A 26,297-nucleotide genomic window follows, 5' to 3' on the forward strand; every position below is an offset into this window, starting at 1 on the left:
GGGGCGGTGGTCATGTGGAGCCTTTCCGAGTTCTCGGGGGTTTCTCGGGGGAAGGGGGTTCGTCAGGCGCGGGCCGGCAGGCGGCGGCGCAGCACACGGCCGAGCGCGGGCCCTGCGACCAGCAGCAGGGCGAGCGTCAGGATGGTGACGGCGATGGGGCTGCGCAGCAGGAAGAGGCCGTCGTCGCCGCCCAGGGCCGAGGTCTGCACCAGCGCCTTCTCGAACAGCGGGCCGATCACCAGGCCCAACACCAGGGGCGCCATGGGGAAGTTGAGGCGCTTCATGGCGTAGCCGACGAGCCCGAAGAGCAGCACCACCCAGACGCTGAACATGCTGCTCTTGACCGAGTAGGCGCCGAGCAGGCTGGTGACGATGATCAGCGGGTAGAGGAAGGCGTAGCGGATGCGCAGCAGTTGGGCGAAGACCGGGGCCAGCGGCAGGTTGAGGAGCAGCAGCATCAGGTTGCCGAGGAAGAAGGAGACCAGCAGGCCCCACACCAGGTCGGGCTGGCTGTCGAAGAGTTGCGGCCCGGGCTGGATGCCGTAGACGAGGAACGCGCCGAGCAGCACGGCGGTGGTGGCGCCGCCCGGCACGCCGAGCACCAGGGTGGGGATGAAGTTGGCGTTGGAGGCGGCGTTGGTGGCGGCGTCGGGCGCGACCACGCCCTCGATGGCGCCCTTGCCGAGCTCCCTGCGGTGCCGGGAGAACTTCTTCTCGGTGCCGTAGGCCATGAACGAGGCGAGCGTGGTGCCGGCGCCCGGCAGGCAGCCGAGCAGGAAGCCGACGACGGTGCCGCGGGCGACCGGCGCGGCCGACCGCCTCAGGTCGTCGCGGGTCAGCATCAGCTCGCGGAACCTGGCCCTGATCGGCGGGGCCATGCCGATGTGCAGCTGGTTGAGCAGCTCGCCGATGGCGAAGAGGCCGATCATGACCTCGACGAACGGCACCCCGCCGTAGAGGTCGATCTCGCCGAAGGTGTAGCGCGCCGTGCCGCTGCCGACGTCCACGCCGACGCAGCCGATCAGCACGCCGAGCAGGCCGACGGCCATGCCGAGCGCCAGGTTGCGTCCGGAGAACACCACGATGGTGCACAGGCCGAGGATCATCACGGCCAGCATCTCGCGCGGCCCGAAGGTGAGCGCGGCCTCGGCGAAGAAGGGGGCCACCGCCATCAGCGCGAACAGCGAGACCATGGCGGCGACGAACGCGCCGATCGCCGAGATGGCGAGCGCCGGCCCGGCCCGGCCCTTGCGGGCCATCTGGTAGCCGTCGAGCGTGGAGATCACGGACGACGCCTCGCCCGGGGTGGCGATCAGGATGGCGGTGATGGTCGCGCCGAACTGGGCGCCGTGGTAGATGCCGGCGAGCATGATCAGCGCGGTGAGCGGCGGGAAGGTGAGGGTGACCGGGATCAGGATGGCCACGCCGGTGGCCGAGCCGAGCCCGGGCAGGATCCCGATGACGGTGCCGAGCAGCACGCCGACGAAGCACCACAGCAGGTTGTCCGGGGTGAAGGCGGCCTCGAAGCCGGTGACGAGGTTTCCGATCACTGGGCGCTCCAGACGGCCGGGTCGAACACGCCGAGCGGCAGCGGGACGCGCAGGACGACGACGAAGATCAGGTGGGCCATCGCGTAGGTGGCGCCGGCCACCAGCAACGAGCGTGGCAGCGGCTGGCGTTCCACGACGACGGCCAGGAACAGGGTCATCAGGGTGAGGGCGGGCAGCAGTCCGAGGAGCGGGATCGCGAACGCGGTGACCACCATGGTCGCGACGACGGCGAGCAGCTTGCGGCGGATCCGCCGCCGCTCCTCCGGGGTGTGGTCGCCGTCGTCGATGACCAGGCCGTCGCCCTCGAGCGCGGTTCCGGTGCGGAGCTCCTGGCCGACCAGCACCAGGCCGAGCACCAGCAGGGCGAGCCCGGCGACGCGTGGCAGCGCGCCGGGGCCGACGGCGCCGTCCTCGGGGTTGGACCAGTGGTACTCGAAGGAGAGGGCGAAGAACGCGGCGCCGACGGCGGCCAGCACGGAATAGGCGACGACCACCGGCGCCCGGACTTCGCGGGGCTCCGTGGTCGTGGGGGCGGCGCTCATCGGTAGATCTCCCGCATCCGGTCGTCGTATGCGTCGAGATAGGCGGCGAACTCCTCGCCGCTTCGGTTGGCCGGGATCAGCAGGTCATTGGCGATGTAGTCCTCGTAGGTGTCGGACTCCATGGCCCGCTCGATCTCGGCTATCCAGTAGTCGCGCTGCACGTCGGCGATCTCGCCGGCGCCGAACACCCCGCGCCAGACGGTGACCTCCGCGTCAATGCCCTGCTCGCGCGCGGTGGGCACCTCGCCGAGCACCGGGTCGTCGTAGCGCTCGGCGGTCATGCTGCACAGCGCCACCAGGTCGCCGCTCTCCAGGTAGGGCTTGACGGAGGCGGCGCTGGCGGGCGCGAAGTCCACCTGGCCGCCGAGCAGTCCGGTCATCACCTCGCCGCTCGAACCGTAGGGGACGGTGTCGAACGAGCCGCCCTCCTCGGTGAGTTCGGCGACCACCAGGGAGTCGGCGCCGGTTCGCCCGCTGGAGCCGACCACCACCCGGTCGCGCTCGCTCGCCTCGATCACGTCCCCGCAGTCGCGGAACTCCGAGTCGGCGGGCGCGACGACGACGCGGGAGTCCTCGGCGAACATCACCAGCGGAGTGAAGTCCCGGTAGGTGAAGGGCACGTCGTAGACCAGCGGCAGGGTGTTCAGCGCGGTCTCGGCGACCAGCAGGGTGTTGCCGTTGCCGCGCTCGGCCATGAAGGTGGCCCAGCCGACCGCGCCGGAGCCGCCCTCCTTGTTCTCGACGTTGACGTCGAAGCCGTCGTCGAGCTCGTTGAGCCCCTGCGCGATGACCCGCGCCGAGCGGTCGCTGCCGCCGCCCGGCGCGAAGGCGACGACCATGGGCACCGAACCACGCGGGGTCCAGTCGTCGGGGACGGGTGGTGTCGTGTCGAGGACCGAACACGACGCGAGACACAGAACCAGTGGTGCGCTTGCGACGCCCAGCCGGCTGCGCAGCGGTGACGTCATCGTCAGCCTTCCTGCAAACATCCGAGATCCTATTGGATATTTGAAGAAGGTAGGCGGCGGCCGTCCCACTGGCAAGAGTCGTGCGGGTATCAGTTCGAACGCCGACGCGCCGGCGCCGTCAGTCGGCGAGGAACCGGGCCAGGGCCTCGACCACCACGTCCGGCGCGTTCTCCGTCGGGATGTGGCCGGCGCCCGGGACGCGCACCAGCGTGGTGCCGGGGACCTCGGCGGCGAACCGCTCGGCGTAGGAGACCGGCTGGAAACGGTCCTCCTCGCCCCAGACAAGCAGCTTGGGCGCCGGCGAGGCGACCAGCTTCGGCAGGACCGACAGCGTGTGCCGGCTGTCGGCCGCCGCGGCCAGGCAGAGCCAGGACCTGGCGACCCGGGGGTCCGTCCACGGCTCCAGATAGGCCGTGATCTCCTCCTCCGTGGCGGGCCGGCCGAGCGCGGCGGTGAGCGCGGCGCGACGGGCGGCGAGCAGCTCCTCCTGGGTGACCGCGGCCCGCACCGCAGGGTCGCGGAACCGGGCGACGGCCGGAACCGGCCAGGAGTCGTAGGTCACCGAGTTCACCAGCGCCAGCCGATCGGCCTCGGCGCCCTCGCCGACGAGCAGGTGTTGGGCGACGGCGCCGCCGATGTCGTGGCCGACGACCCGCAGCGGACGGGGAAGACCGAGCGCGGCGGCGAAGCGGGTGACCCACGCGGCCAGCTCGGGGACGGCCGCCGTCTCGGGCGTCAACTCCCCGGCCGAGCGGCCGAGGCCGGGCAGGTCGACGGCGACGGGGCGCAGCCCCGCCTCGGCCAGGCCGTCAAGGACGGGCAGCCACACCCGGCTCCAGTAGGTGCCGTGCAGCAGCAGCACGGCGGGCGCGTCGGCCCGGCCGGCCGTCAGGTAGCTGGCGGCCAGGCCGTCGACGGTGACTGAGGAAGCGGTGCTCAAGGCGTCCCTCCAGACGGGAGAAGGAGTGATGGCCATGACCATCAGGGCCGCCGGGAACCACCGTCAAATACCCCTTGCGGTATGGGCCCATGCCGGGCGAACATGCGCTCTGACCAGCGCCATCGACCTGACAATGGAGTGTGATGCGGCTCTCACAGCTTCGGGTGTTGCTGGCCGTGGCCGACCACGGCGGGTTCACCGTGGCCGCCGAGCGGATCGGCGTGTCCCAGCCCGCCGCGAGTCGGGCCGTCGCGGCCCTTGAGGCGGAGCTCGGCGCCCCGCTGCTGGTGCGCGGCCGCGACGGCGTCACGCTCACCGAGGCCGGGCGGCGCGCGGTACGTCACGCCCGCGCGGCCGTCCACCATCTCGACCTGGTCAGGACCGAGGTCGCCGCCGCCATCGGGCAGGTGACCGGGGAGCTACGGCTGGCCAGCCTGCCGAGCGCGACCGGCACGCTGGTGGCGGCCCTGCTGCGCGAGTTCACCGACCGCCATCCGCACGTCCGGGTGCGGCTGCTCGAGGGCCTCGACCGGGACGTGCGGGCCTGGCTCGACCGGGGCGCCGCCGAGGTCGGCGTGGTGACGCTGCCCGCGCCCGGGCTCGACACCCTGGCCCTGGGCTCGGACGAGATGGTCGCGCTGCTCCCGGCCGGGCACCCGCTCGCCGCCGCCCCCGCCGTGGACGTCACGGCGCTGGCCGGGGAGCCGTTCGTCCTGTCCACCGGCGGCTGCCGACCCCTGGTGCTCGGGATCGCAGGGGAGGCCGGGATCGAGCTGCGGGTCGCCTACGAGGCCGGCGAGGTGTCGGCGATCGAGGGCATGGTGGCCAGCGGTCTCGGCGTCAGCGTGGTCCCGACGCTGGGCCGCGAACGGGATCAGGACGGCACCGTCACCCGGCCGTTGCGCCCGCGCGCGCACCGCACGCTGGCCCTGGCGTTCGCCCCCGGCGACCGCTCCCCCGCCGTCCACGCCCTCCGCCGAGTGATCACCGACCGTGGCCCCGACGCCCCGTCCGGGCCTGGCCGAACTCGCGGATCACCAGGTCGGTGAAGGTGGCGCCGCCCTCCAGCGCGAACAGGTTGACCGCCGTGTCCTCCGGCGGCGGGAAGACCACGTGCGAGTGGGTGTGCGATCCGTCGTCGAAGAACACCTCGACCGTGGTGCGGTCCACCAGCGCCCGCAGCCGCAGCTCCCCGCGCGCCGCCGGGAAGGGGGTCCGGCTCTCCTGCCAGCGGCCCGACGCGTCGGGGTTCGGGGCGTAGCCGCGGTTGACGAAGGCGTACTCCTCGTGCCGGCCCACGTCGACGTGGCGCGTGCCGTCCGCCGAGGCGCGCAACTGGAGGCCGACGGTGCGGGCGGCGTCCCAGCGCAGCGTCGTCGACAGCTCGTAGGCCACGCCCTGGTAGGGCAGGGCGAGCGTGCCGTTGACGGCCACGTCCCCGAACTCGACGGTGCGGGTGACGTGTTGGTCGAGCGCGGCGACCGGCCGGGAGGCGAGGACGAGGGCTCCGGTCGGGTCGCGGACCAGCCTGACCTCGCGGACGACGGAGTCGGTGCCGTTGAAGCCGTCGGCCTCCAGGGTGGGGGTGGTGTTGGCGTAGTCCCAGTTGTTGGCCCAGCCGATGGCGTAGCGGACGGTGGGATCGACGACGCCCGCGGCCCGGTCGGCGTACCGCTCCCAGGTCACCGCCGCGTACCAGTCAAAGCCGTGGTCGAGCCAGCGCGGCTCGGCCGTCTCGGCGTGGAACGTCTCGCCGTCGAACTCGCCGAGCCAGTAGGCGTAGGTGTTGGGCAGGCCGGCCGCCTTGCCGTTGGCGCTGGCCGCGATCACCCAGCGCGCCGTGCCGTCGGCGGCCTCGATCCGGAACAGGTCGGGGCACTCGAGCACTCCGATCCCGCCCCTGACGAAGCCGCTGACGTACCGCCACTCCCGCAGGTTCTCGGAGAGGTAGAGACCGATCTTGTCGTTCTCGGCGAGCGCCATCACCCAGCGGCCGCGCTCGGGGTCCCTGATCACCTTGGGGTCGCGGAAGTCCACCACGCCAGGGTTGGCGAGCACGGGTGCCGTGCCGTGCGGCCGGAAGGTCAGCCCGCCGTCCGTCGAGTACCAGAGGAACTGCGCCTGGTCGTGGGGGCCCTCGCCGGGCGCCTGGGTGGCGAGCACGATCACCGCGCCGGCGCCGAAGCCGGCCGTGTCGTCGACGTCCACCACGGCCGATCCTGACCACACGTCGGCGTTGACGCCGTCCTTGGGGATCACCATCCCCCGGTCCCGGAAGGTCACCAGGTCGTCGCTGGTCGCGAGACGCCAGCCGGTGCCGACGGCACCGGCCGTGTAGTCCGGGTTGTAGAGGTAGTAGTAGTGGTAGGTGCCGTCGATCAGCAGCGGGCGCTGGGGGTCGTTCATCCACTGGTCGGGCACGGTGAAGTGGTAGGCGGCCCGGTAGGTGGCGGCGGCCGACTCACGCGCCGCGGCGCCGCGCGGCGCGAGGGGCGGCGCGCCCAGCGCCGCCGCGCCCGATATGCCGGCGGCTCCGGCGAGCAGGGTCCTGCGGGGGATACGACCGGTGGGGCTCATGCGGGGCTCTTCCTCTCCCTCGACGCATGCGGACGTGTCACAGAGCGTTGGGCCTAACACGTTAAAGGTCAAGCCCTCGGCGCCAAGTTCGTTCAAGACCGTCGAGACCCTTGACAGCAGGGGGGAAGCCTTTCCATCATTCCCGACACCCTTCCCTAACTCGTGTTAGACGAGGAGCCTTATGAGCAGCCGGAGCCGCCGTTCCCGAGACCCCGTTCCCCGTCGTGCGCTGCTGCGTTACGGCGCCGGCACCGCCGCCGCGGCCGGCGTGGTCGCCAGCTGGGACCGGCTCACCGGCCGGGACATCCCGGGCCGCGACGGCCGGGCGCTGGTGGTGGCGCTGCCCGGCAACGCCTTCGACCCGGCGGCGCAGCGGGCGCTGCGCGAGGGCTTCCGGCGGCTCCACCCGGAGATCGACGTGCGACTGCGGCCCGTGCAGGCCGTGGACATGTCGGACTTCGTCGCCAAGATCCTCACCCAGGTCGCCGCCGGCTCCGCCCCCGACGTCGTCTACATCGCCACGGAGGGCACCCAGCTCTTCGCGGAGCGGCTCGGCGTGCCGCTCGACAACCGGGTGCGCCGGGACGCCGCCGAACTGCGCGAGTACTTCGCCGACGTCCACCCGTCGCTGGTCGAGTCGATGATGTACGAGGGGAGCCTCTACCAACTGCCCGTGGAGTTCAACGCGGCCAACCTGTACCTGAACCACGAGGCGTTGGCCCGGGCCGGCCTGGAACTCCCCGACCAGGACTGGGACCGCGACGACTTCACCGCGCTGCTGCGCGCCATGAAGCGCGCCGGCCCCGACGGCTTCGTCCCGTACTTCTGGACCAACCGGCTGTGGGGCGGCGTGGTGCCCTGGCTGTTCGTGGCCGGCACCAACATCCTCGCCGAGTCCAGGGCGCCGGGCGGCGGGTGGCTGTGGGACGCGTTCTACCCGGCCGAGGAGGGTCGTCGCCGGGGCGGCGGCTACCGCTGGACCACGCCGCAGGCCACTGACGAGCGGGTCGAGGAGGTCTTCGACTACCTCGCGGGCCTGATCAGCGACGGGCTCTGCTCCCGCCCGGTGGGGGGCGGCGGCAGCAACCTGGTCGGCGTGTTCTCCGCGGGACGTGTGGGCGCCACCCCGGCCGGCGGCTTCTGGGCCGGCGGCCTGCACCTGGCCGGCATGGACCGGGACGGCTACGACGTGCGGTTCTTCCCCGGCTGGCGGACCAGGCGTCACCAGTTCGGTGGAGCCGGCTACGCGCTGCTGCGCACCTCCCGGAAGCAGGACGAGGCCTGGGAGTTCATCAAGTACTCGGTCCGCCGGGAGGTGTTGGACGAGCTGTTCCTGAGCAACCAGACCACCCCGGCCCGCCGCTCCATGCTGACGGCCGAGCGCTACCGGGAGACGGGACCGGCCGGCTGGCGAACCTTCTACGACACCCTCGACCGGTTCCCCGACACCGGGCCGATACCCGCGCCGCCCCGGCTGACCGAGGTCGAGCTGGCGCTCACCAAGCACACCGCCACCGCGCTCGCCGGCGGCCGGGGGAGCATACGCCCGGCGCTACGCGCCATGCAGCGCGACCTGGAGCAGGCCATGGAGCGTGCCGCGTGACCGTTACCACCTCCCCCTCGCGCCCGGCCCGCTCCACTCGCGCCGGGACGCGCCTGCTCGCCGTGGTGTTCCTCGCCCCCACCGTGCTCGGCCTGCTGCTCTTCACGGTGCTGCCGATCATCGGCTCGGTCGTGCTGAGCTTCTTCCACTGGGACGTCATCGACCCGCCCCGGTTCGCCGGCGCCGCCAACTACCGGGACGCGCTGACCGACGAGACCGTGCTCGTCTCCTTCACCAACACCCTGCTGTTCATGGTGCTGGCCGTGGCGTTGCAGATCGGCATCGCGCTCGCCCTGGCGCTGGCCCTGGACGGCCGCCTGCCCGGCTGGCTGCGGTCCGCCTTCCGCTCGGCGTTCTTCTTCCCGGTCGTGCTCTCCGCCGCCTCTGTGTCGGTGGTGATGAAGTACCTGTTCAACCAGGACTTCGGGGTGGTGAACTGGGCCGTCGGCCGGCTCGGTCTCTCGCCCGTGCCCTGGCTGACCGACGAGTCCTGGGCGCTGGTGACGGTCGTCCTGGTGTACGTGTGGCAGCAGTTCGGCTTCTCGCTGCTGCTGTTCGTCGGCGGGCTCAACAACATCCCGCGCGAGATCCACGAGGCCGCCTCGATGGACGGCGCGACCGGCTGGCGCAAACACCTGCGGATCACGCTGCCGCTGCTCTCCCCCACCCTGCTGGTCGCCTCGGTGGTCGGGATCATCAACGCGCTCCAGGTCTTCGAGCAGCCCTATGTGCTGACGGACGGCGGCCCGGGCGACGCCACCCGCACGGTGGTGATGGTGATCTACGAGAGCGCCTTCGAGCAGCTGCGGTTCGGCCGTGCCTCGGCCGTCGGCGTGCTGCTGTTCGCGCTGATCATGGCGGTGACCGCGCTCCAGTTCCGGCTCAGCCGGCGCTTCGTCCACTACCAGTGAGCCGGAGGCCAAGGACATGACCACCCCGACAGCGCGCCTGCTGCCCCGCGCCGCGCGGATCGCCGGCCTGACCGTCGTCGCCCTGCTCACCATCGGCCCGGTGCTGTGGACGGTCTCCACCTCGCTGCGCGCGCCCGCCGACTCCTTCGACCTGCCGCCACGCCTCGTTCCGGTCGACGCGACGACCGAGGCGTACCGCCAGGTCTTCGACCAACTCGACGTCTGGCTGCTGGCCCTCAACAGCACGCTGGTGACCGGCCTGGTGGCCGGCGGCCAGATGCTCACCGCCGGGCTGGCGGGCTACGCCTTCGCGCGGCTCGAGTTCCGGTTCAAGCGGCTCCTGTTCGGCCTGGTGCTGGCCACCATGATGGTGCCGCTGCAGGTGACCATCGTGCCGGTGTTCCTGCTGCTGAAGGAGATGTCGCTGACCGACACCCTGCTGGGACTGATCATCCCCGCCTGGCCGACCGCGTTCGGCACCTTCCTGATGCGCCAGTACTTCCTCGGCATGCCCAGGGATCTGGGCGAGGCGGCGCTGATCGACGGTGCCGGGCCGTGGCGGATCTTCCGCTCGGTCTACGCGCCGCTCGCCACGCCGGGTCTGGCCATCGTCGGCGTGCTGGCGTTCAACTACCACTGGAACGAGTTCTTCCGGCCGTTGATCCTGGAGACCAGCGCGGAGAACTTCACCCTGCCCCTTGGCCTGGTCTCGCTCCAGGGCAACCTCGGGACGGGCAGCGTCTCGGTGGTGCTCGCCGGCGTCGTCCTCTCGATGATCCCCGCGCTGCTCGTCTTCGTCGTCGGCCAACGCCCTCTCCGCGAGGGCATCACGTCCGCAGGAGTCAACAGGTGACCCCCCAGCACGACCCGCGCCTCCACGTCCGGCCCCGTTCCGGCTGGATCAACGACCCCAACGGGCCCTTCCGCTGGCGCGGTCGGTACCACCTCTTCTACCAGTACAACCCGGCGGCGCCGGTACACGCCGACATCCACTGGGGGCACGCGAGCAGCGTCGACCTGGTCCGCTGGGAGCACCACCCGCCGGCCCTCGCCCCCACGCCGGGCGGCCCGGACGCCGCCGGCTGCTGGTCGGGCTGCGTGGTGGACGACGGCGGCACGCCGACCGCCGTCTACACGGGTGTCGACGCGTCCCACGTCGGCCTCGGCACCATCTGCCTGGCCCGCGCCGCCGACCCCGCCGACGAGCTGCTGGCGGCCTGGACGCCCGTGCCGACCCCGGTGGTGGACGGCCCTCCTCCCGGCCTCGACGTGACCATGTTCCGCGACCCGTTCGTCTTCCTCCACGCCGGCCGCCGCTGGGCCCTGGTCGGCGCCGGCCACGGCGACGGCACGCCGTCGGTCCTCCTCTACGACGTGGACGACCTCACCCGCTGGCGCTTCGCCGGCGTGCTGCTCGACGGCCGGGACCCGCTGGCGGCCAAACTCTCCGGGCCAGGGGCGACCGGCTGGGAGTGCCCGCAGCTCTTCCGGGCCTCGGCGGACGAGGACGGCGACTGGGTGCTGGTGCTCTCCCTCTGGGACGGCAGCCCGGTCTCGGTCGGCTACCTGACGGGCAGGTTGCGGGCCGCGGGCGACACCCTCACCTTCAGCCCCCGCGTCGGCGGCCCCCTGGACCACGGCCGCGACTGCTACGCCCCGGCCGTGCTCCAGGAAACCGACCGCGCGCTGCTGTGGGGCTGGTCCTGGGAGGCCAGACCCGAGCGGGCCGTGGCCGAGGCGGGCTGGGCCGGCGTCCTCACCCACCCCCGGGAGGTCTCCACCCACGAGGACGGCTCGCTCCGCGTCGCCCCGGCACCGGAGTTGACCGGGCTGCGGGCCGCCCTTCCCCTGGTCGCCGACCAGGGGCACGCGGAACTGCCGGGGGCCTACGAGATCGAGTTGGCGGCCTCCGGCGGCCCGGTCACCGTCGAGTTGTCGCACGACGCCGCCGGTGATCCGCTGCTGGCGGTGCACCTCGATCCCACGGCCGGCCGCGTCGTGCTCGACCGGTCGGCGCTCCCCCGGGAGGGCGACGGGGCCCGCGGCTCCGAGCACCCCGAGTCCGGCCCGGTCGAACTCCCCGTACCGCCGGGCACCCGGTGCACCGTCCGGATCCTCGCCGACGGCTCCCTGCTCGAGGTCTTCGCCGGCCGGCACGCGGTCGCGACCGAGCGCCTCTACCAACGCCCGGGCGACCGTGCGTCGTTGACCGTCCGGGCCGCCACCCCCGGCGGGTACGCGCTGACCGCGTGGGAGTTGGCGCCTCCGCGTCGACGCTGACCTCGCCGCCCGCTCAACGTCCCGGCGCGGGCCCCACCGACTCGCGTGCGATCAGCGGGCAAGGCAACTCCCGTACCTCCACCGGGGGTTGCTTGCCGGCCTCGATGGCGTCGAGGAGCGTGGCGGCGGCCAGCTCGCCCATCGCCGCGTGCGGCAGCGCCACCGTGGTCAGGGGCGGGGTCAGGAACTCCACCATGTGTTCCTGGTTGTCGAAGCCGACCACCGACAGGTCGCCGGGTACGTCGAGGCCGAGCCGGGCGGCGGCGTGCAGCACGCCGGCGGCGACGCGGTCGTTGTAGCAGCTGATGCCGGTCGGGCGATCGGCCGCCGCCCGGTCGCCCAGCAGCCGGGTGGCCGCCTGGTAGCCGCTGGAGATTTCACTGCCGGTCGGAAGGATCCGGTCCTGGCCCGCGGTGAGGCCGGCGGCGGACAGAGCGTCGTGGAAGCCGCGGAGGCGGCCGGCGTAGGCGATGTCGTCCGGCATGCCGCCGACCAGGGCGAGTTCGCGGTGCCCGGCGCCGATCAGCGCCTCGGCGGCGGCCCGACCGCCGGCCCGCTCGGCGGGGATGACGGCGGGGAACCGGCCGTTCTCCGCGGTGCAGTTGGCCAGCACCGCGTGGGTCCGGTCGAGCCCGGCCGGGGGCCTCGCGACCCGGTGCGCGAGCGCCGCGTAGATGATGCCGTCGACGCGCCGGTCGAGGAGTTCGGCGACGGCGGCGTCCTCGCGCTCCGTGTCGCCGGCCGAGTCCACGGTGAGCACCAGGTGGCCGCGGTCCCAGGCGGTGCGCATGGCACCGCGCAGCAGCCGGCCGGCGAACGGCGCGGAGGCGATCTCGTCGGTGATGAGCCCGATGACGGAGGTGCGGCGGCGACGGAGGCCGCGCGCCACCGGGTCGGGCCGGTAGTTGAGCTTGGCGGCGGCGTCGAGGATCCGCCGCTGGGTCTCGGCCGAGAGGTTGCCCTCGGCGCGGCCGTTGAAGACGAAGGAGACCGCCGTGTGCGAGACGCCGGCGAGCCGAGCCACGTCACGCGAGGTGGGACGCCCACCGCCACCTCTGCCAGCCACCGTCCTCGTCCTTTGCTCGGCACCGGGTGGCCATGCTAGCCGAGCGCGTCTAGCCGACGAGGCGGCGGCCTTCTGGCGGGGCGCGGCGCGCGATCCGTGCGGCGTGCGGGCGGTCACCGGGCCGGGCACCGGGCCGCCGGCGCCGGGGCCGCCAAACGGCGGCCCCCCGCCCTGTCGACCGGTCATCCGGCGTGTGATCATCGGCACATGTGTTCGATGAGGCCGCTGCGGCACGGCTACACCAACCAGACCGTCGGCGACGGGGCCGTCGTGGCGAAGACCTACGAGGGGCCGGACGCCGCGCTCAGGCTCGAGCGCGAGCGCACCCTGCTGACCCGCCTGCGCGGCCGGCTGCCGGTGCCGCCAATCCACGCGGCGGACGCCGGCACCCTCACGCTCGGCTTCCTGCCGGGCACCCCCGGGCAGGAGCTTCTGGACGCCGGCCACGCGCCGGCCGTGCTCGCGGCGTGCGGGCGGCTGCTGCGCCGCGTCCACGACACCCCGACCGGCGGCCTGGCGCTCGGCCCGTCCGATCCCGGCGTGGTGCTGGTGCACGGCGACTTCGGGCCCAACAACGTGCTGGTCGACCCGGAGTCGTGGGAGGTCACGGCCCTGGTCGACTGGGAGTTCGCCCACCTCGGGCGGCCGATCGAGGACCTGGCGTGGTGCGAGTGGCTGGTGCGCACGCACCACCCGGCGCGGGTGCCGGCCCTCGACCACTTCTTCGACGCCTACGGCGGCGACGTCCCGCCCTGGCCGGACCGACAGGCGGAGATGCTGGCCAGGTGCGAGGCGCTGGAACGGTTCTGCCACCGTTGGGAACCGGAAGGGCCGGGCGTCCGCCTGTGGCGCGAACGCACCGCGACGACGGCGAGCTGGCGATGACGCCCGCCACACTGGACCCCGGCCGACCGCGGCTCCGCGCCTTCTCCGAGGCCGACGCCGACTCCCTCAGCTGACGGCCGTGACGACCGTCGTCGCCACCGTCACCGCGATGATCGCGGCCACCGCGTCCTCCGCGGCCTTGATGACGCGGCGGACGGCGGTCGCGGACCACTGGTCGTGGGAGATCCGGGCCATGGCCGCCTCGATCTCCCGTGGCTCGGCGTCCGGGAAGGCCAGTCGGTGCAGCTTCGCTCCGTGCAGGAGTGCCACGAGGGCCGCCGTGCGCTCGTCCGAGGTGGCGTCGTGGAGGACGACCGCTTCGAGCCGTCGCCGCACGTCGGCCTCCACCGAGCCATCGGCCTCCGGATAGCGGCGCACGGGGAAGATGCCGAGCACCCGCTTCGTCTCCTCGCGGACCAGGCCCTTGTCGAGCAGGCCCCCGCTCGCCCCGGCCACGGCCTCCTTCCTCAGGCGCTGGATCCAGTCCCTGGTGCTGCCCGGCCTCTCCCGGCCGGCGATCTCGGCGAGCGCGGCGTCGAGGGTGGGCTCGCCGAGCGGCGCCTGGGCAACGACGGTGACCTGGTCGTCCGTCACGTCGACCCGGCCGGCCAGGGCCAGCTCCACGAGCGAGGCCGCGGAGATCGCCCAGGCCACCTTCTCCGACTCCTTCCCGGCCCCTGTCTCGTCGTCGAGCGAGAGCAGCAGCAACCGCTCGCCCAGCGTGGTCTCCACCGGTGGTTCCATCCCCGTGTCCTCTCTCTCCCGCCCGTCAGGCGAGTTCCTTCCGCATCAGTGTGCACACGGTCTCGTAGCGCCGCACCGACCCGTCCGGGGCCAGCTCGTCCCAGCCGTCGGGCTCGCTGCCGTACGCGACGTAGCCGAGCCTCTCGTACAACGCGCGGGCCCGCGGGTTGTTCTCCTCCACGCTCAACTCGGCGCGGGCGACCCGTCGTTCCCTGATCCGGGCCTCGGCGGCCCGGATCAGCAGGGTGCCGAGACCGCACGAGCGCAGCGCCGGGTGCACGGCCAGCTGGAACAGCACGCCGCAGGCTTCGCGGGCACGGTGGTCGACGCCGCCGATCGCCACGGGGAGCCCGGAGGGCGGGCAGACCGCCAGGTAGTCCACCTCGCCGAGCTCCGCCCGGCGCAACTCACGTGCCACGAACCCCAGATGGAGCTCGGACCCGGACCAGCCGCACCAGGCCAGGTCGGCGTCCCGCAGATCGCGAACTGAGAGCGGCAGCACCACGCTGTCCACCGGCGTCACCTCCGGCTCGCCAGCATGGGCCCAGGTTGCCCCGACGGCAAACCGTTTCGCTACACGGCGGCCTGCGGGCAGGTGGCGGCGTGCCGGGCGGTCTGCCGGGCGCGCAGGCGTTGGGCGGTGAGGGCGAGGACGCTGAGGGCAGCGACGGTGAGCCCGTAGGCGAGCGCCGTCGGCCGCAGCCCGGCGGACGTGGCGGCGAAGCCGGCGATCACGGCCGGGAGGCTGAACGCCAGGTAGGCGATGACGAAGACGACCGCGAACAGCTCACCGCGTTCCGCCGGTGCGGCCAGCCGGGCCAGGGTGCCGAAGCAGGACAGGCCGGCGCCGCCGAAGCCGACACCGGCCACGACGGTGCCGATCGCGGCCAGGGCGACGGTGTCGGTCTCGATCCCGATCAGGGAGACGGCCGTTCCGCCGGCGAGCAGGGCCGCCGAGGCGTCGAGCAGCCGGGCGGTCGACCGGCCGCGCAGCAGCAGCGCGGCGGCGGCACCGGTGCCGCACAGCAGCGTGACGACGAGGCCGCCGATCAGATGGCTGCGCAGGCCGAGCAGGCCGACGGCGACGGAGGGGCCGAGGGAGAGGTAGAGGCCGGCCAGCGCCCAGCTGGCGATCAGGATCGGCAGCAGGGTGTAGAGGTCGGGGCGGATGGCGTGGGGCACGCCGAGGCGGGGGGCGAGCGAGCGCAGGGCGCCCGGGCGGCGGGCCGAGGTCTCGGGGAGGAACAGCAGCACGGCGGCCGAGAGCGCCATGCCGACCAGCAGCAGGGCGTAGACGAGGCGGGTGGGCGCCGGCGCGTACTCGACCAGGGCGCCGGTGCCGAGGGCGCCGACGGCGAGGCCGGTGAGCGGGATGACGCTGCTCAGCGTGCCGGCCCGGCCGGGCGCGTGGGGCGGGTCGAGGTCGACGAGGGCGGCCCCGAGCGTGGTCATCGCGGCCCCGGTGGCGATGCCCTGCAGCAGCCGCGCCAGGAGCAGCACGGAGACGTGGTCCGCGGCGAGGAAGAGGCCGAGCGACGCGGCCTCGAGCGCGATGGCGCCGGCGATGACGGGGCGGCGGCCGACGTGGTCGGAGAGGGCGCCGACCACGAGCAGCGTCGTGAGCATGCCGATGACGTAGACGGCGAAGACGACGGTGAGCGTGGCGGCGGAGAAGCCCCATGCCTCCTGGTACACGACGTAGAGCGGCGAGGGGGCGCTGGAGGCCGCGGTGAAGAGGACGAAGATCGCGGCCACCGCGGCGAAGGCCGCCGTGCCTGTCCTGGGCGACGTCGTGGGGCGCTGGGATATTTCGGGCATGCGAGCTCCCTATTGCAGTGATCGCTGCGTTTGCCCGGAGCGTAGCAGCAAACGCAGCGATCGATGCAATAGTGGGGGTGTGGAGACGAACAGCAGCACCGGCAACGCCACGCGCGCCCGGCCGGGCGGCCGGTCCGCCCGGGTGCGGTACGCCGTGCACCGCGCCGTGACCGAGCTCCTGGCCGAGGACGCCGCCGAGTCGCTCACCATCCCGGTCATCGCGGCCCGGGCCGGCGTGCACGCCACGACCGTCTACCGGCGGTGGGGGTCCGTCCCCGAGCTGTTGGCCGACATCGCGAGCAGCCGGTTCAGCGGCGACGTGGTGGTGCCGGACACCGGCTCGCTGCCCGGCGACCTCGAGCGGTGGGTCGAGCAGGTCGCGACCGACCTGGCCGACCCCGACGTGCTCAAGCTGATGCGCGCCGCGGTCGGCACGGGCGCGCTGGGCTCCAACGCGTGCGTGGCGGACCGGCACGCCCAGCTCGCCGCGATCCTCGACCGCGAACGGAGCCGCGGCGGCGACCCACCGGACGTGGAACGCACCGCCGACCTCCTGCTCGGCCCGCTCTACTACCGCGCCGTCTTCATCGACCTCCCGGCCGGCCCCGACTGGGCCCGCACCCTGGTGGCGGGCCTGCTCGGCTAGGCCGTTCCCATCGAGGGCCCGGAGGGGCGCCTACATCCCAAACGAGTGCCTAGTTGACGATGATGTAGTTCAGCCGGACGTTGAGGTCCTTGTCCCACTCGACGTTCCCGCGCACGATGATGCGGCCGTCGCCGTGCGGCGCCACGTTGTAGACCTGGAGCCGGGCGTTGCCGATGAACGGCACGCCATCCGCATTGAGCTCGCAGATCGAGACCGCGACCTGACTGAACGCGTTGACCTGCGAGGTCGGCAGCGTCTCGGTGTGCAGGAACTCCCCGCTCCAACGGAAGTCGGCGAAGTGCCAGAACGTGCTGGTCGGGATCCCGGAGCGCACCACCTTGCCCGTGTCCTTGCTACTGCGACTCAGCGCCTCCGGAACGAAATTGGCCGTGGGCATGCCGGACGTGCCGGCCAGCTGGTCGATGGTCTCCTCGTGCCTGCTTGTCATCGTCATGGCGCCCTCATCTCATCGCAGTCGCGAACGTTGCTTTCAGCGTGCCACCGGGGCAGTGACCTCACCACTCGGCGGCGACACGGCTCGGGCCACGCGGCGGCGGCCCAGGCCGCCGCGTTGACCAAATGAGCGCTATGCCGTGATGAGTTGTCGACCGAGTTCGACGATGGGGTTGATGGTGGTGTCGTAGTTGCCCAGGACAATGGAAACCCAGTCCAGGTCGGGGAAGATGTCCAGCCGGGTGGCCGCGCCCGGGCCACCGCCCGAGTGCCCGAGGACGCGTTGGTCGTTGACGATGACGTCGAGGTGTCCGTAGCCGTAGAACTGCGTCTGGCTCGGTGGCTGGGACGGGGGGAGAGCGACCTTTCCGCCGGTGATGAGCTCGGTGAACGGAGGGTCGAGCAGGTCGCCCGCGGTGAGCGCGCGGGCGAAGGCGAGCAGGTCGGTCACGGTCGAGTAGGCGCCGCCCGCCGGTCCCGTCGTGAAGGGCGCGTAGGGACTGGTGGCGAAATCGGCACGGCTGCCGGAGGGTTGCTGCGTCCAGTACGGCCTGGCGATGGTGTGGTCGGCGATCACCTGGGGCCGGCCGTGGAAGGCGGTGCGCGACATGCCGGCGGTCCCGAAGACGTGCTGGCGGACGTAGTCGAAGTAGGACTGGCCGGCCACCCGCTCGACGATAGCGCCGAGGACGAAGAAGCCGTCGTTGCTGTACTCGTACCTGGTGCCGGGCGTGAACTGGAGCGGGGTCTGGCGGATGAGATCAAGGGTGCCGTTCATCACCTCGTCGAAGCTGTCCCAGTCAAGACCGGGCGGGGTGCCGTTGCCGACGGCCGGCCGGCCGATCCCCGAGGTGTGCGTCAGCAGGTGGTGAATGGTGACGGCGCTCGCGATCTCAGTGGGGAAGCCGTCGAGGTGGTCACCGAGGGTGTCGTGGAACGCAAGCCGGCCCCGCTGCGCCAGTTGACCGATCGCCAGGGCGGTGAAGCACTTCGTGATCGACGCGAGCCAGTAGACGGTGTCGGACTGGTTCGGAATCTCGCGGTCCTTGTCGGCCATGCCGTGGGAGCGGATGAACACCGGCCGGCCCCGGTGCGCGAGCAGCACGGTGCCGGAGAACGCGTCCTGTGCGGCCCGCTCGGCCACGAACCGGTCGTACGCCCCGCCGGGGCGCAGCTCCCTCGGCGGCGCGCCGGCTCGGGACGGGGCGGCGTGGGCGGCGCCGGGCGCGGCCGCGAGCGCGGCTCCGGCCAGCGGGAGGCCGCCGAGCAGGCCGAGTGCTGACCGCCGGGATGTCGAGACTGTCATCGAAGCTCCTCGCGAGTGCGGCAGGGACGGGGCGTTCCTATCGGCCGGCGTACATCGGAAGGCGATGACCGGGCCATACGAGATCCATACGCCCTTCTTGGGAGCCTGGGCTGGCGCGGCTCAACCGTTGGCCGGCCGGGATCGCCGCCGAGTTCCGCGAGCACGGCCGCGCCGTGGACCCCGCCCCGGGCGGTCGGGTGGACGCGAAAGCCACAGATAACATCAGCCTTCATGGCGCTGACGGAACGGTGGACTTCCCGAGTTCTTCTGGTGGATGAGGATGATCTGCTCCTGCTGTGCGGTCGTGATCCTCGCAGGTCGGGGGCTAGGTGGTGGTTCACCGTCGGTGGTGGCGTCGAGCCGGACGAGAACTACCTTCAGGCCGCAGTCCGGGAGGTCTGGGAGGAGACGGAGCTGTCGCTTCCGGTTGAGCGACTGAGTCGCGTCGTCTGGACCCGGCAAGCGATCTTCAGCGTCGACGGGCATGTCTTTGACCAGTACGAGGAGTACCGTCTTGCCCGCGTAACGGCTGACGAGGCAGGCCGGATGAACATCCGGACGGAGGAGGCCCGTTACGGGCATCGCTGGTGGTCCACGCCCGAACTGGCCACCACCGCGGAGACCGTCCGGCCCAAGAAGATGGCCTCTCTCCTACCCGACGTGCTGGCCACCGTTGGCCTCGACCGACGGCCTGTGCATCTCGGCAGCTTCAACGAGGACGCTGATCAGGAGTAAGGCGAAGCATCACCGGCCGTCTCCCTACCGCCCAGTGATGAGCTCTTGGGGCTTCCGCACGATCGGCTGCACACCGCCGCCGTCCGGGCCCATCGTGGCCACATCGAAGAGCGCGGCGAGGCTGTAGCCGTCGTCGGGGTAGATGACGCGGTGACCGGCGACTGTGAGGTCGGCGCAGCCGTAGCCGTAACGGTCGCCGAACCCGGTCGGATCTTGCCGGTGGTGACCTCGGCGGTGTGGGCGGCGTCGATGAAACGGTGGCGCGTGAGGGCACGCGCGAACGAGGTGAGATCGCCGACGGTGGTCGAGTTGAACCGCGCCGGAGAACTCGCCCCGATCTGCCAGGTCGGCGACAAACCGAGACAACTCCTCCGCGACGGATGTCGTTTCGGCAGCCGAGGCGGGCAGTGTGCCCGCGACAACCCATGCTCCGCCAAGAGCGGTGGCGCCGAGCAGCCTTCGTCGTGTGATCACGCGTCCTCCGTGGGATTCGGGAGGACACGGGCTGCCCGATCGATGACCAGTCGTCGATCTATACGCCGTTCATCAGTCGCCGCCCCGCGATCCCGACGACCGCAACCTCGGGCTCAATGCCGTTCACCCGGGCATGATCCCCACCGACCGCGACGCTTCTGACCTCCGCCTATGCCTCCCTCCCCGGCCAGCGAAAGCAGGACGCCTCATGAACCGGCCCGCCCTTTCTGACGCCCCCGATCCCCTCGCCCTGGCCAAGGAGGACCACGACACCGTCCTGGACCTCACCCAGGACCTAGTGCGCGTCCCCAGCCGCGCCGGCATCGACCCCTACGAGCCCGTCATCGCCGCGCTCAGCACCTGGATGCGCGATCGCGGTCTGGCTCCCCACGTCCTGCATGACGCCACCGGCACACCGGTCGCCGTCACCGCCGAGGTGGCCGGGGCCCTTCCGGGACCACGCTGGGTGCTGGACGCCTGCCTGGACACCGCTCCCTACGGCGACGAGGCCGCCTGGACCCACCCACCCACCTCCGGCCTCCTCGAAGGCGGCTGGCTGTGGGGCCGGGGATCCTCGGACTCCAAGGCCGCGGTCGCCACCTTCTGCCACATCGCCGCACACCTCCGGCGCCGCGCCGACCAGTTGCACGGCACCCTGGTGCTGCTTTTCGACCTCGACGAGCACACCGGCGGCTTCGGCGGCGCCAAACGCTACTTCCAGGGCCCCGATGCCCCCGCCGATGTCGCCGGGGTCATGATCGGGTACCCGGGTGACGACCATGTCGTGATCGGCGGCCGGGGCGTCCACCGCGCCCAGGTTCACCTTCACGGTGTCTCCTCCCACTCCGGAGGCAGAAAGTCAACGTCCAACGCCATCGACAAGGCCGCCGACCTCATCCGTGAACTCAACGCGACCGAACTGCCACAGCCGCACAGCGACTTCCCGCTACCTGGCAAGGTGACCGTCACCGCCATCACCGCAGGGCAGGGCTTCTCCGTCACCCCCGATCTCTGCACGCTCAACGTGGACATCCGCACCACCCCGGCCTTCGACGACAGCGCCGCCGGCGAACTTCTGGCCGCCGCCGCTGAGCGAACCGACCGGGCCTGGCCCACCACGCCGCCCACCCGGATCGACGTCCACACCCGCTGGCCGCCCTACGCCCTGCTCGAAAACTCCCCCCTCCGAGCCGCGCTGCTCACCGCGGCCCACCGGCAAGGACTGCGCCCGAAGCCGAAGATCGCCGGACCGTCCAACATCGGCAACTACCTCGCCGGCCTCGGCATCCCCGCCACGGCCGGCTTCGGCGCCGAGTACATCGGCCTGCACGCCACGGACGAGCGCATCAGGACCGACGCGCTTCCCGCCGTCCAGGCCACCTACCACTCCGCCCTTCTCACCCTCCTCACCAACGGCGCCGCCTGACCGAACGCGCCTTCATTGGCCGAGCTCGTTCACCTCGGTGTAGCGGCTGAGTTCGATGACGAGTTGGACGCCAGAAACCACGGCGCGGCCCGATGTCCGTACGGCAGGTAGCCGTCCTCCGAGGAGTAGACGAGCCGGCCGCTTGCGGTGGGGGTAACAGAAGCCACCGAAGACGCCCCAGGCCGCGGCTTTCTGGAGCGGAGCAGCAACGGCCCGGTGAGGTGCGGACAGTGCCGAGCGGCCAGCGCCACGCACGGCAGGCAGATCGGCGGCTTGGCCGAGAGCGGCCCTCCGGCCAACTCGCGTGCCGCTCGGTCGCGTCGGGGCGCGGGAGAAGGAACAGCCAGCCACGGGAGGTTCGGCTCGCTTGCCCGCCGCACACCTTGCACAGCTTCGCCAGCATGGCGCGCCGCTGCCGACTTGAGTGCACGGCACGGAGGTTGGGCCGCCCGACCCCAGGCGCGTCGGTCAACCATGCCCACAGCACGCCGTGCGGGTCACGGTCAGCGGGCACCTCGTCCCGATACGCCAGCCCGGCACCGCCCGAGCGAGTGGTCAACGCACCGCGAACGGCCGGGATTTCGCCGCTCCACGCGGCCACGTGGGAGCGGCGGTCGATGGCGGTGAAGTGGGCGCGCATGGCTTCGACCGGGGCCGTGGGGTCGGCCCGACTCGAACGCCGCGAGATCGCGGCGTATTCGGAGACGGCCTGCTCGGCTAGCTCCATGCCAGTGACTTAAGGGTCGATTCGCGCGTCTGACCTGCGGGAACGTCGCCCTACGGCGCTCTCGAGAGCCATAAAGTCACCGGTATTGCGGCTAGGAGCGTGGGTCAGTAAACAACTCCTGGAATGCCGAGCCTCGTGGTGGAGTGGGGCTGTCGGGCGCTGCTGTTGAAAAGGCGTGGCTGGCGGGCAGTCGTGATGCGAAAATCAGTCCGCATCTTGATCCACATCCGCGTCCCGGAGGTCCGCATGGACGTCGCCTCGCTGCTGCCGTTGACCACGGCCCGGTTGTCGCTGCGTCTGTTCACTCCCGGCGACGCCGACGACCTGTACGCCTACCAGAGCCTGCCGAGCGTGGCGCGCTACTTGTACCGGCCGGCGCACACGCGGGAGCGCAGCGAGCAGGTTGCCGCCGAGCGCGCGGCGCAGACGGCCTGGCGCGCCGACGGGGACAAGCTGGCGCTCGCTGTCTGCCGACGCGATGAGCCCGGCGTCCTTGGCGAGGTGAGCCTCGCCCTGGCCGATGCCCGCGCCGCCCAGGCCGAGATCGGCTGGACTCTCGACCCACGTCACCAGGGGCACGGCTACGCGACCGAGGCGGCCGCGGCGCTGGCCGGGTTTGCCTTCGACACGCTGGGCGTGCACCGGCTCTACGCACGGCTGGATGTGGAGAACACCGGGTCTGTGCGGGTCTGTGAGCGCCTCGGGATGCGTCGGGAGGCGCACCTGGTCGAAAACGACCTCGACGGGGATCGCTGGGGCAGCGAGTACATCTACGCGGCGCTGGCCGCGGACATTGGCGGTCAATCAAGCAGTTGAGCCCGACGCCGCCTCCTGTTCGTGATCTTCCGTATGGAAGAATCCTGGTATTTCTGGTGGGGATGGCCTGTTCGAGGTGGACCCGGCGGCGGTGGTTGAGCCGCAGACCGCACCGACGGTGCCGGTGAAGAAGACGTTCCGGGTGTTCGTCTCCGATCAGATGATGTTGCTGCCGCCGTCGCTGGATGAGTGGTTGCCGCAGGACCATCTGGCGCGGTTCGTCGCCGAGTTGGTCGACGAGGTCCTGGACCTGGCCCCGATCCTGGCGTCCTACACCGAGAGGCGCGGGTTCCCGCCGTATGGCCCGCGTCTGATGGTCCGGCTGCTGACCTACGGCTACACAACCGGGGTGCGCTCGTCGCGGGCGATCGAGCGCAAGTGCACCGATGATGTGGCCTTCCGCTACCTGGCCGCCGGGGCCGGCCCGGATTACCGGTCGATATCCAGGTTCCAGGCCCGGCACCTGGACGCCCTGGCAGGGATCTTCACCCAGCCGCTGCACCTGGCCCAGAGTTCGGGCATGGTGAAGATGGGCAGGGTGGCGTTGTACGGCACGAAGCTTGAGGCCAATGCCTCAAAGCACAAGGCGATGAGCTACACCCGCTTGGTCGACAAGGAGCAGCACGTCGAGGCGGAGATCGCAGAACTCCAGGCCGCTGCGGCGTCGCCCGCGTGGGCGTGGGCAGTGGCCCGGGAGATGATCGACGCGGCCTTGGCCGCCCTCGATCGTGTCGACGTCCTGCACGCCAACGCCGCCGTCCAGGTAATGGGTGGGCTCGAGGCCACCGAGCCGGCGCACTGGGACCGGATGTACGCCGTCAACCAGCGTGCGGTGGCCGAGGCCATCCGAGCCGTCGTACCGGCCATGCGCTCGGCCGGCGGCGGATCCATCATCCTCACCGCCTCGTTGCTCGGCATCACCGGCGACCCCGACCTGCCGATGTACGGCGCCACCAAGGGCGCGCTGCGGGCGCGGTGCCGCTCCGTCGCCGCCCACGGCGTCGACAACATCCGTTGCAACACCATCTGCCCGGGCGACGTCGACACCGAGATGGTGCGGGAGTTCTTCGCCCACCGCCCCGATCCGGACGCGGCCCGCGCAGAGATCGAGGCGCGCTACCCGTTGGGCCGGCTCGCCAGTCCCGCCGACATCGCGGGCGCCGCCCTCTTCCTGGCCTCCGACGACGCCGCCTACGTCACCGGCACCGACCTGGTGGTCGACGGCGGCCTGCTCGCCCGCATCTACTGACGCGTCCGGCCGCCGAACCACCCCACGATCGACAGGAGAGACCGTGCCCCTGACACCCGGCACCCGACGCAGCGGCCACTGGTTCGCCGGAGCCGACCTGCCCGGCTTCCTGCACCGAGGCTCCCTGACCGCCGCCGGCGTCAGCCGCGCCGCGCTGGACGGACGGCCCGTCGTCGGCATCTGCAACTCCTGGTCGGAACTGGTCAGTTGCAACCTGCACTTCCGCGGCCTCGCCGACGCCGTCCGGCGCGGCGTCCTCCAGGCCGGCGGACTGCCCCTGGAATTCCCCACCATGAGCCTGGGCGAGAACCTCCTCAAGCCCACCGCGATGCTCTTCCGCAACCTGATGGCCATGGACGTCGAGGAGAGCATCAGCGGCTACCCCTTCGACGCGGTCGTCCTCCTCGGCGGCTGCGACAAGACCGTCCCGGCCCAACTGATGGGCGCGGCCAGCGCGGACGTACCCGCGATCGCCGTGACCGGCGGCCCCGCTAACCCCGCCAGGTTCCAGGGACGGGAACTCGGCGTGGGCACCGACCTGTGGGCCTACGTCAACGAACTGCGCGCCGGGCGGATGTCCCGCGCCGAGTTCGACGAACTGGAGGCCGCCGCGATGCCATCTGCCGGCCACTGCCCCGAACTCGGCACTGCCGCCACCATGGCCGCCGTCACCGAGGCCCTCGGCATGAGCCTGCCAGGCAGCGCCACCATCCCCGCCACGGACGCCCGCCGCCAGGCAGCCGCCGAGGCCGCCGGCCGCCGCGCCGTCCAACTCGCCCACGACGACTACGCCCCTCCCACATCCTCACCGCCGACGCCTTCGACAACGCCATCACCGTGCTGATGGCGCTGGGTGGCTCCACGAACGCCGTCCTCCACCTGCTCGCCCTCGCCGGCCGCGTCGGCGTGCCGCTCACCCTCCAGCGGTTCGACGAGATCTCCGCCGTCACCCCCCGTATCGCCGACATCAGGCCGAGCGGCGCCCGGTTGTTCGCCGACCTCCACGAGGCCGGCGGCATCCCCACGCTGCTCGCCGAGCTGGCACCGCTGCTGCACCTCGACGCGGCGGGGGTCGGTGGCGCGACGCTCGTGGAGGGCCTCCCGGAGCGGCGCCCGGACGCCGGCGAGGTCATCGCCTCCCTGGACGCCCCCTTCGGACCCACCGGCAGCCTCGCCGTGCTCCGCGGCACGCTCGCGCCCGACGGCGCGATCATCAAGACCTCGGCCGCCGACCCGAGCCGGCTCCGGCACCGCGGCCCGGCCCTCGTCTTCGACAGCGTCGGCGAGCCGTCCCACCGCATCGACGACCCAGGGCTCAACGTCACCGAGGACACCGTGCTCGTCCTGCGCGACGTCGGCCCCGTCGGCGGCCCCGGCATGCCCGAGTGGGGCCAACTACCCTACCCCGAGAAGTTGTTGCGCTGCGGAGTCCGGGACATGGTGCGCATCAGCGACGCCCGGATGAGCGGCACCGCCTTCGGCACGGTCGTGCTCCACGTCGCCCCCGAGGCCAGGGCCGGCGGCCCGCTCGGCCTGCTCCGCACCGGCGACCCCGTCATGCTCGACACCGCCGCGCGGCGCCTCGACATCGACGTCCCCGCGGCCGAGCTCGCCCGCCGTCAGGCCACCGCCGCACCGCCACCCGCCCACGACGCGGGGCGCGGCTACCTGCGACTGTACGCGGAGCGCGTCACCCAGGCCGACCAGGGCTGCGACTTCGACTTCCTCCGCGGCGGACCCCACGACCCGTCGGACACCACCCTGCCGACGGGGCTTCTCAGCGGCTGGCACGGCGGCTGGTGATACCGGCCCGGCGAGAGCCGGCGCGTCAGGCGCCGCCGTCCTCCTCCGCGTGGGAGCGGCGGTCGATGGCGGTGAGGTGGGCGCGCATGGCCTCGACCGGGGCCGTGGGGTCGCCCGACTCGAACGCGGCGAGGATCGCGGCGTGTTCGGTGACAGCCTGGTCGATGTCGAAGGTGCCGTGGTCGACGGACTGGCGGAGCCGGTGGGCGTGGGCGTTCAGCGACTCCGCCATCTGGGTGAGGAAGTGGTTGCCCCCGGCGCGGATGATCACCAGGTGGAAGGACCAGTCGGCGGTGAAGCACTCGCGGAGGTCGGCGTAGCCGGTCGGCGGGCCCTCGCCGCTGCGGAGGCGGGCGACCTCGTGGGCCGCCAGGACGTGGTGGGCGTGGGCGGCGCGCAGGTCCGACAGGAGGTCGGCGGCGCGGAGCGCCGCGCGCTCCACGGCGGCGATCTCGACGACGGCGCGGGCGTCCATCAGCTCCGTCATCTGGGCGGCGGAGAGCGGCGGCGCCACGCGATAGCCCTTGAGGGCGGTCCTGGCGACGAGGCCGGTGTGCTCCATCTGCACCAGCGCCTCGCGCACCGGCGTCTGGGAGACACCCAACTCCCTCGACAGCGAGTCGATGTTGAGCGAGCTGCCGGGGGGCGTCGAGCCGTCGAGTAGCTTCTCGAGGATCGCGTCGTAGACGCCGTCGCGGAGGGCGCGGCGCGGGACCACGGGGGTCTTCGGCTGGGTTGGCGGGCTCTGGGGAGTCATATCGGCTCGATGGTATCGGGC

Annotated in this window: 24 protein-coding genes and 1 pseudogene; 12 read left to right on the top strand and 13 right to left on the bottom strand. The window is 72.2% G+C overall.

The features are described from left to right. Positions 1-62: 62 nt before the first annotated feature. The 4 genes from E1265_RS00005 to E1265_RS00020 all read right to left on the bottom strand — a co-directional run bounded on the left by E1265_RS00005 (position 63) and on the right by E1265_RS00020 (position 4,000). Positions 63-1,550: a tripartite tricarboxylate transporter permease gene (locus tag E1265_RS00005; RefSeq protein ID WP_165953601.1), complete on the bottom strand. Its 1,488-nt coding sequence runs from the start codon at positions 1,548-1,550 to the stop codon at positions 63-65. Next, on the bottom strand, positions 1,547-2,092 hold the full coding sequence (locus E1265_RS00010; protein WP_132928096.1) for a tripartite tricarboxylate transporter TctB family protein: 546 nt from the start codon (positions 2,090-2,092) through the stop codon (positions 1,547-1,549). The genes E1265_RS00005 and E1265_RS00010 overlap by 4 nt, the downstream gene beginning before the upstream one ends. Further along, positions 2,089-3,060 carry a tripartite tricarboxylate transporter substrate binding protein gene (locus E1265_RS00015; protein ID WP_132928097.1) on the bottom strand — a complete coding sequence of 324 codons (972 nt, stop codon included), beginning with the start codon at positions 3,058-3,060 and terminating at the stop codon, positions 2,089-2,091. Before E1265_RS00015 ends, E1265_RS00010 begins: the two co-directional genes overlap by 4 nt. A 118-nt stretch (positions 3,061-3,178) precedes the next feature. After that, complete coding sequence (locus tag E1265_RS00020; protein WP_243740424.1) at positions 3,179-4,000, bottom strand: alpha/beta fold hydrolase; 822 nt, start codon at positions 3,998-4,000, stop codon at positions 3,179-3,181. A 143-nt stretch (positions 4,001-4,143) separates the two neighbouring features. Between E1265_RS00020 and E1265_RS00025 the strand changes: the two genes are divergently transcribed. Then, a complete protein-coding gene (locus E1265_RS00025; protein WP_207930888.1) occupies positions 4,144-5,049 on the top strand; it encodes a LysR family transcriptional regulator in 906 nt (301 codons plus the stop codon). On the opposite strand, the gene E1265_RS00030 is transcribed toward E1265_RS00025, so the two are convergent. Further along, positions 4,985-6,577 carry a GH32 C-terminal domain-containing protein gene (locus E1265_RS00030; RefSeq protein WP_132928100.1) on the bottom strand — a complete coding sequence of 531 codons (1,593 nt, stop codon included), beginning with the start codon at positions 6,575-6,577 and terminating at the stop codon, positions 4,985-4,987. The two genes, E1265_RS00025 and E1265_RS00030, sit on opposite strands and share 65 nt — an antisense overlap. A gap of 181 nt (positions 6,578-6,758) precedes the next feature. Here E1265_RS00030 and E1265_RS00035 point away from each other — a divergent pair, with 181 nt between their 5' ends. The 4 genes from E1265_RS00035 to E1265_RS00050 are packed head-to-tail and all read left to right on the top strand — an operon-like array spanning position 6,759 to position 11,371. Next, on the top strand, positions 6,759-8,180 hold the full coding sequence (locus E1265_RS00035) for an extracellular solute-binding protein (protein WP_132928101.1): 1,422 nt from the start codon (positions 6,759-6,761) through the stop codon (positions 8,178-8,180). Further along, positions 8,177-9,091, top strand: coding sequence for a sugar ABC transporter permease (locus tag E1265_RS00040; RefSeq protein WP_132928102.1), 915 nt, complete (start codon positions 8,177-8,179; stop codon positions 9,089-9,091). Before E1265_RS00035 ends, E1265_RS00040 begins: the two co-directional genes overlap by 4 nt. A gap of 16 nt (positions 9,092-9,107) precedes the next feature. Further along, on the top strand, positions 9,108-9,944 hold the full coding sequence (locus E1265_RS00045) for a carbohydrate ABC transporter permease (protein ID WP_132928103.1): 837 nt from the start codon (positions 9,108-9,110) through the stop codon (positions 9,942-9,944). Continuing rightward, a complete protein-coding gene (locus E1265_RS00050) occupies positions 9,941-11,371 on the top strand; it encodes a glycoside hydrolase family 32 protein (RefSeq protein WP_132928104.1) in 1,431 nt (476 codons plus the stop codon). The genes E1265_RS00045 and E1265_RS00050 overlap by 4 nt, the downstream gene beginning before the upstream one ends. A 13-nt stretch (positions 11,372-11,384) precedes the next feature. Here the strand turns inward: E1265_RS00050 and E1265_RS00055 are convergent, their stop codons facing one another. Continuing rightward, positions 11,385-12,437, bottom strand: a complete 1,053-nt coding sequence (locus tag E1265_RS00055) for a LacI family DNA-binding transcriptional regulator (protein ID WP_243740425.1) — start codon at positions 12,435-12,437, stop codon at positions 11,385-11,387. Positions 12,438-12,644: 207 nt separating this feature from the next. On the opposite strand from E1265_RS00055, the gene E1265_RS00060 reads away from it, so the two are divergent. After that, positions 12,645-13,322: a phosphotransferase gene (locus E1265_RS00060; protein ID WP_243740426.1), complete on the top strand. Its 678-nt coding sequence runs from the start codon at positions 12,645-12,647 to the stop codon at positions 13,320-13,322. Positions 13,323-13,388: 66 nt separating this feature from the next. On the opposite strand, the gene E1265_RS00065 is transcribed toward E1265_RS00060, so the two are convergent. Genes E1265_RS00065 through E1265_RS00075 form a run of 3 tightly spaced genes read right to left on the bottom strand, consistent with a single transcriptional unit; the run spans position 13,389 to position 15,884 of the window. Next, positions 13,389-14,066, bottom strand: coding sequence for a GPP34 family phosphoprotein (locus E1265_RS00065; RefSeq protein ID WP_132928106.1), 678 nt, complete (start codon positions 14,064-14,066; stop codon positions 13,389-13,391). Positions 14,067-14,091: 25 nt separating this feature from the next. Next, positions 14,092-14,580, bottom strand: coding sequence for a GNAT family N-acetyltransferase (locus E1265_RS00070; RefSeq protein WP_132928107.1), 489 nt, complete (start codon positions 14,578-14,580; stop codon positions 14,092-14,094). Between the two features lie 59 nt (positions 14,581-14,639). Continuing rightward, positions 14,640-15,884, bottom strand: coding sequence for an MFS transporter (locus E1265_RS00075; protein ID WP_132928108.1), 1,245 nt, complete (start codon positions 15,882-15,884; stop codon positions 14,640-14,642). 79 nt (positions 15,885-15,963) lie between these two features. Here E1265_RS00075 and E1265_RS00080 point away from each other — a divergent pair, with 79 nt between their 5' ends. Next, positions 15,964-16,530, top strand: coding sequence for a TetR/AcrR family transcriptional regulator (locus E1265_RS00080; protein ID WP_243740427.1), 567 nt, complete (start codon positions 15,964-15,966; stop codon positions 16,528-16,530). A gap of 49 nt (positions 16,531-16,579) precedes the next feature. On the opposite strand, the gene E1265_RS00085 is transcribed toward E1265_RS00080, so the two are convergent. Both E1265_RS00085 and E1265_RS00090 read right to left on the bottom strand, forming a co-directional pair. Continuing rightward, positions 16,580-16,984, bottom strand: coding sequence for a hypothetical protein (locus E1265_RS00085; RefSeq protein WP_132928110.1), 405 nt, complete (start codon positions 16,982-16,984; stop codon positions 16,580-16,582). A gap of 132 nt (positions 16,985-17,116) precedes the next feature. Then, a complete protein-coding gene (locus E1265_RS00090; protein WP_132928111.1) occupies positions 17,117-18,289 on the bottom strand; it encodes a serine hydrolase domain-containing protein in 1,173 nt (390 codons plus the stop codon). Between the two features lie 231 nt (positions 18,290-18,520). On the opposite strand from E1265_RS00090, the gene E1265_RS00095 reads away from it, so the two are divergent. Continuing rightward, positions 18,521-19,024, top strand: coding sequence for an NUDIX domain-containing protein (locus tag E1265_RS00095; protein ID WP_243740428.1), 504 nt, complete (start codon positions 18,521-18,523; stop codon positions 19,022-19,024). 24 nt (positions 19,025-19,048) lie between these two features. Here E1265_RS00095 and E1265_RS00100 read toward each other — a convergent pair whose 3' ends face one another. Beyond that, on the bottom strand, positions 19,049-19,498 hold the full coding sequence (locus tag E1265_RS00100; RefSeq protein WP_132928112.1) for a twin-arginine translocation signal domain-containing protein: 450 nt from the start codon (positions 19,496-19,498) through the stop codon (positions 19,049-19,051). Positions 19,499-19,706: 208 nt separating this feature from the next. Here E1265_RS00100 and E1265_RS00105 point away from each other — a divergent pair, with 208 nt between their 5' ends. From E1265_RS00105 to E1265_RS00120, 4 genes and pseudogenes are all read left to right on the top strand, one after another. After that, on the top strand, positions 19,707-20,924 hold the full coding sequence (locus E1265_RS00105; RefSeq protein ID WP_132928113.1) for a M20/M25/M40 family metallo-hydrolase: 1,218 nt from the start codon (positions 19,707-19,709) through the stop codon (positions 20,922-20,924). Between the two features lie 973 nt (positions 20,925-21,897). Beyond that, entirely contained in the window at positions 21,898-22,467 is a 570-nt protein-coding gene (locus E1265_RS00110; RefSeq protein WP_132928173.1) for a GNAT family N-acetyltransferase, read from the top strand. A 163-nt stretch (positions 22,468-22,630) separates the two neighbouring features. Further along, positions 22,631-23,716 carry an SDR family oxidoreductase gene (locus E1265_RS40150; RefSeq protein ID WP_279571378.1) on the top strand — a complete coding sequence of 362 codons (1,086 nt, stop codon included), beginning with the start codon at positions 22,631-22,633 and terminating at the stop codon, positions 23,714-23,716. Between the two features lie 43 nt (positions 23,717-23,759). After that, positions 23,760-25,519: pseudogene (locus E1265_RS00120) on the top strand (dihydroxy-acid dehydratase). A 25-nt stretch (positions 25,520-25,544) separates the two neighbouring features. Here E1265_RS00120 and E1265_RS00125 read toward each other — a convergent pair. Further along, positions 25,545-26,276, bottom strand: coding sequence for a GntR family transcriptional regulator (locus tag E1265_RS00125; protein ID WP_132928114.1), 732 nt, complete (start codon positions 26,274-26,276; stop codon positions 25,545-25,547). Positions 26,277-26,297 lie beyond the last annotated feature (21 nt).

The sequence above is a fragment of the Streptomyces sp. 8K308 genome, assembly GCF_004348315.1.
Classification (GTDB): domain Bacteria; phylum Actinomycetota; class Actinomycetes; order Streptomycetales; family Streptomycetaceae; genus Streptomyces.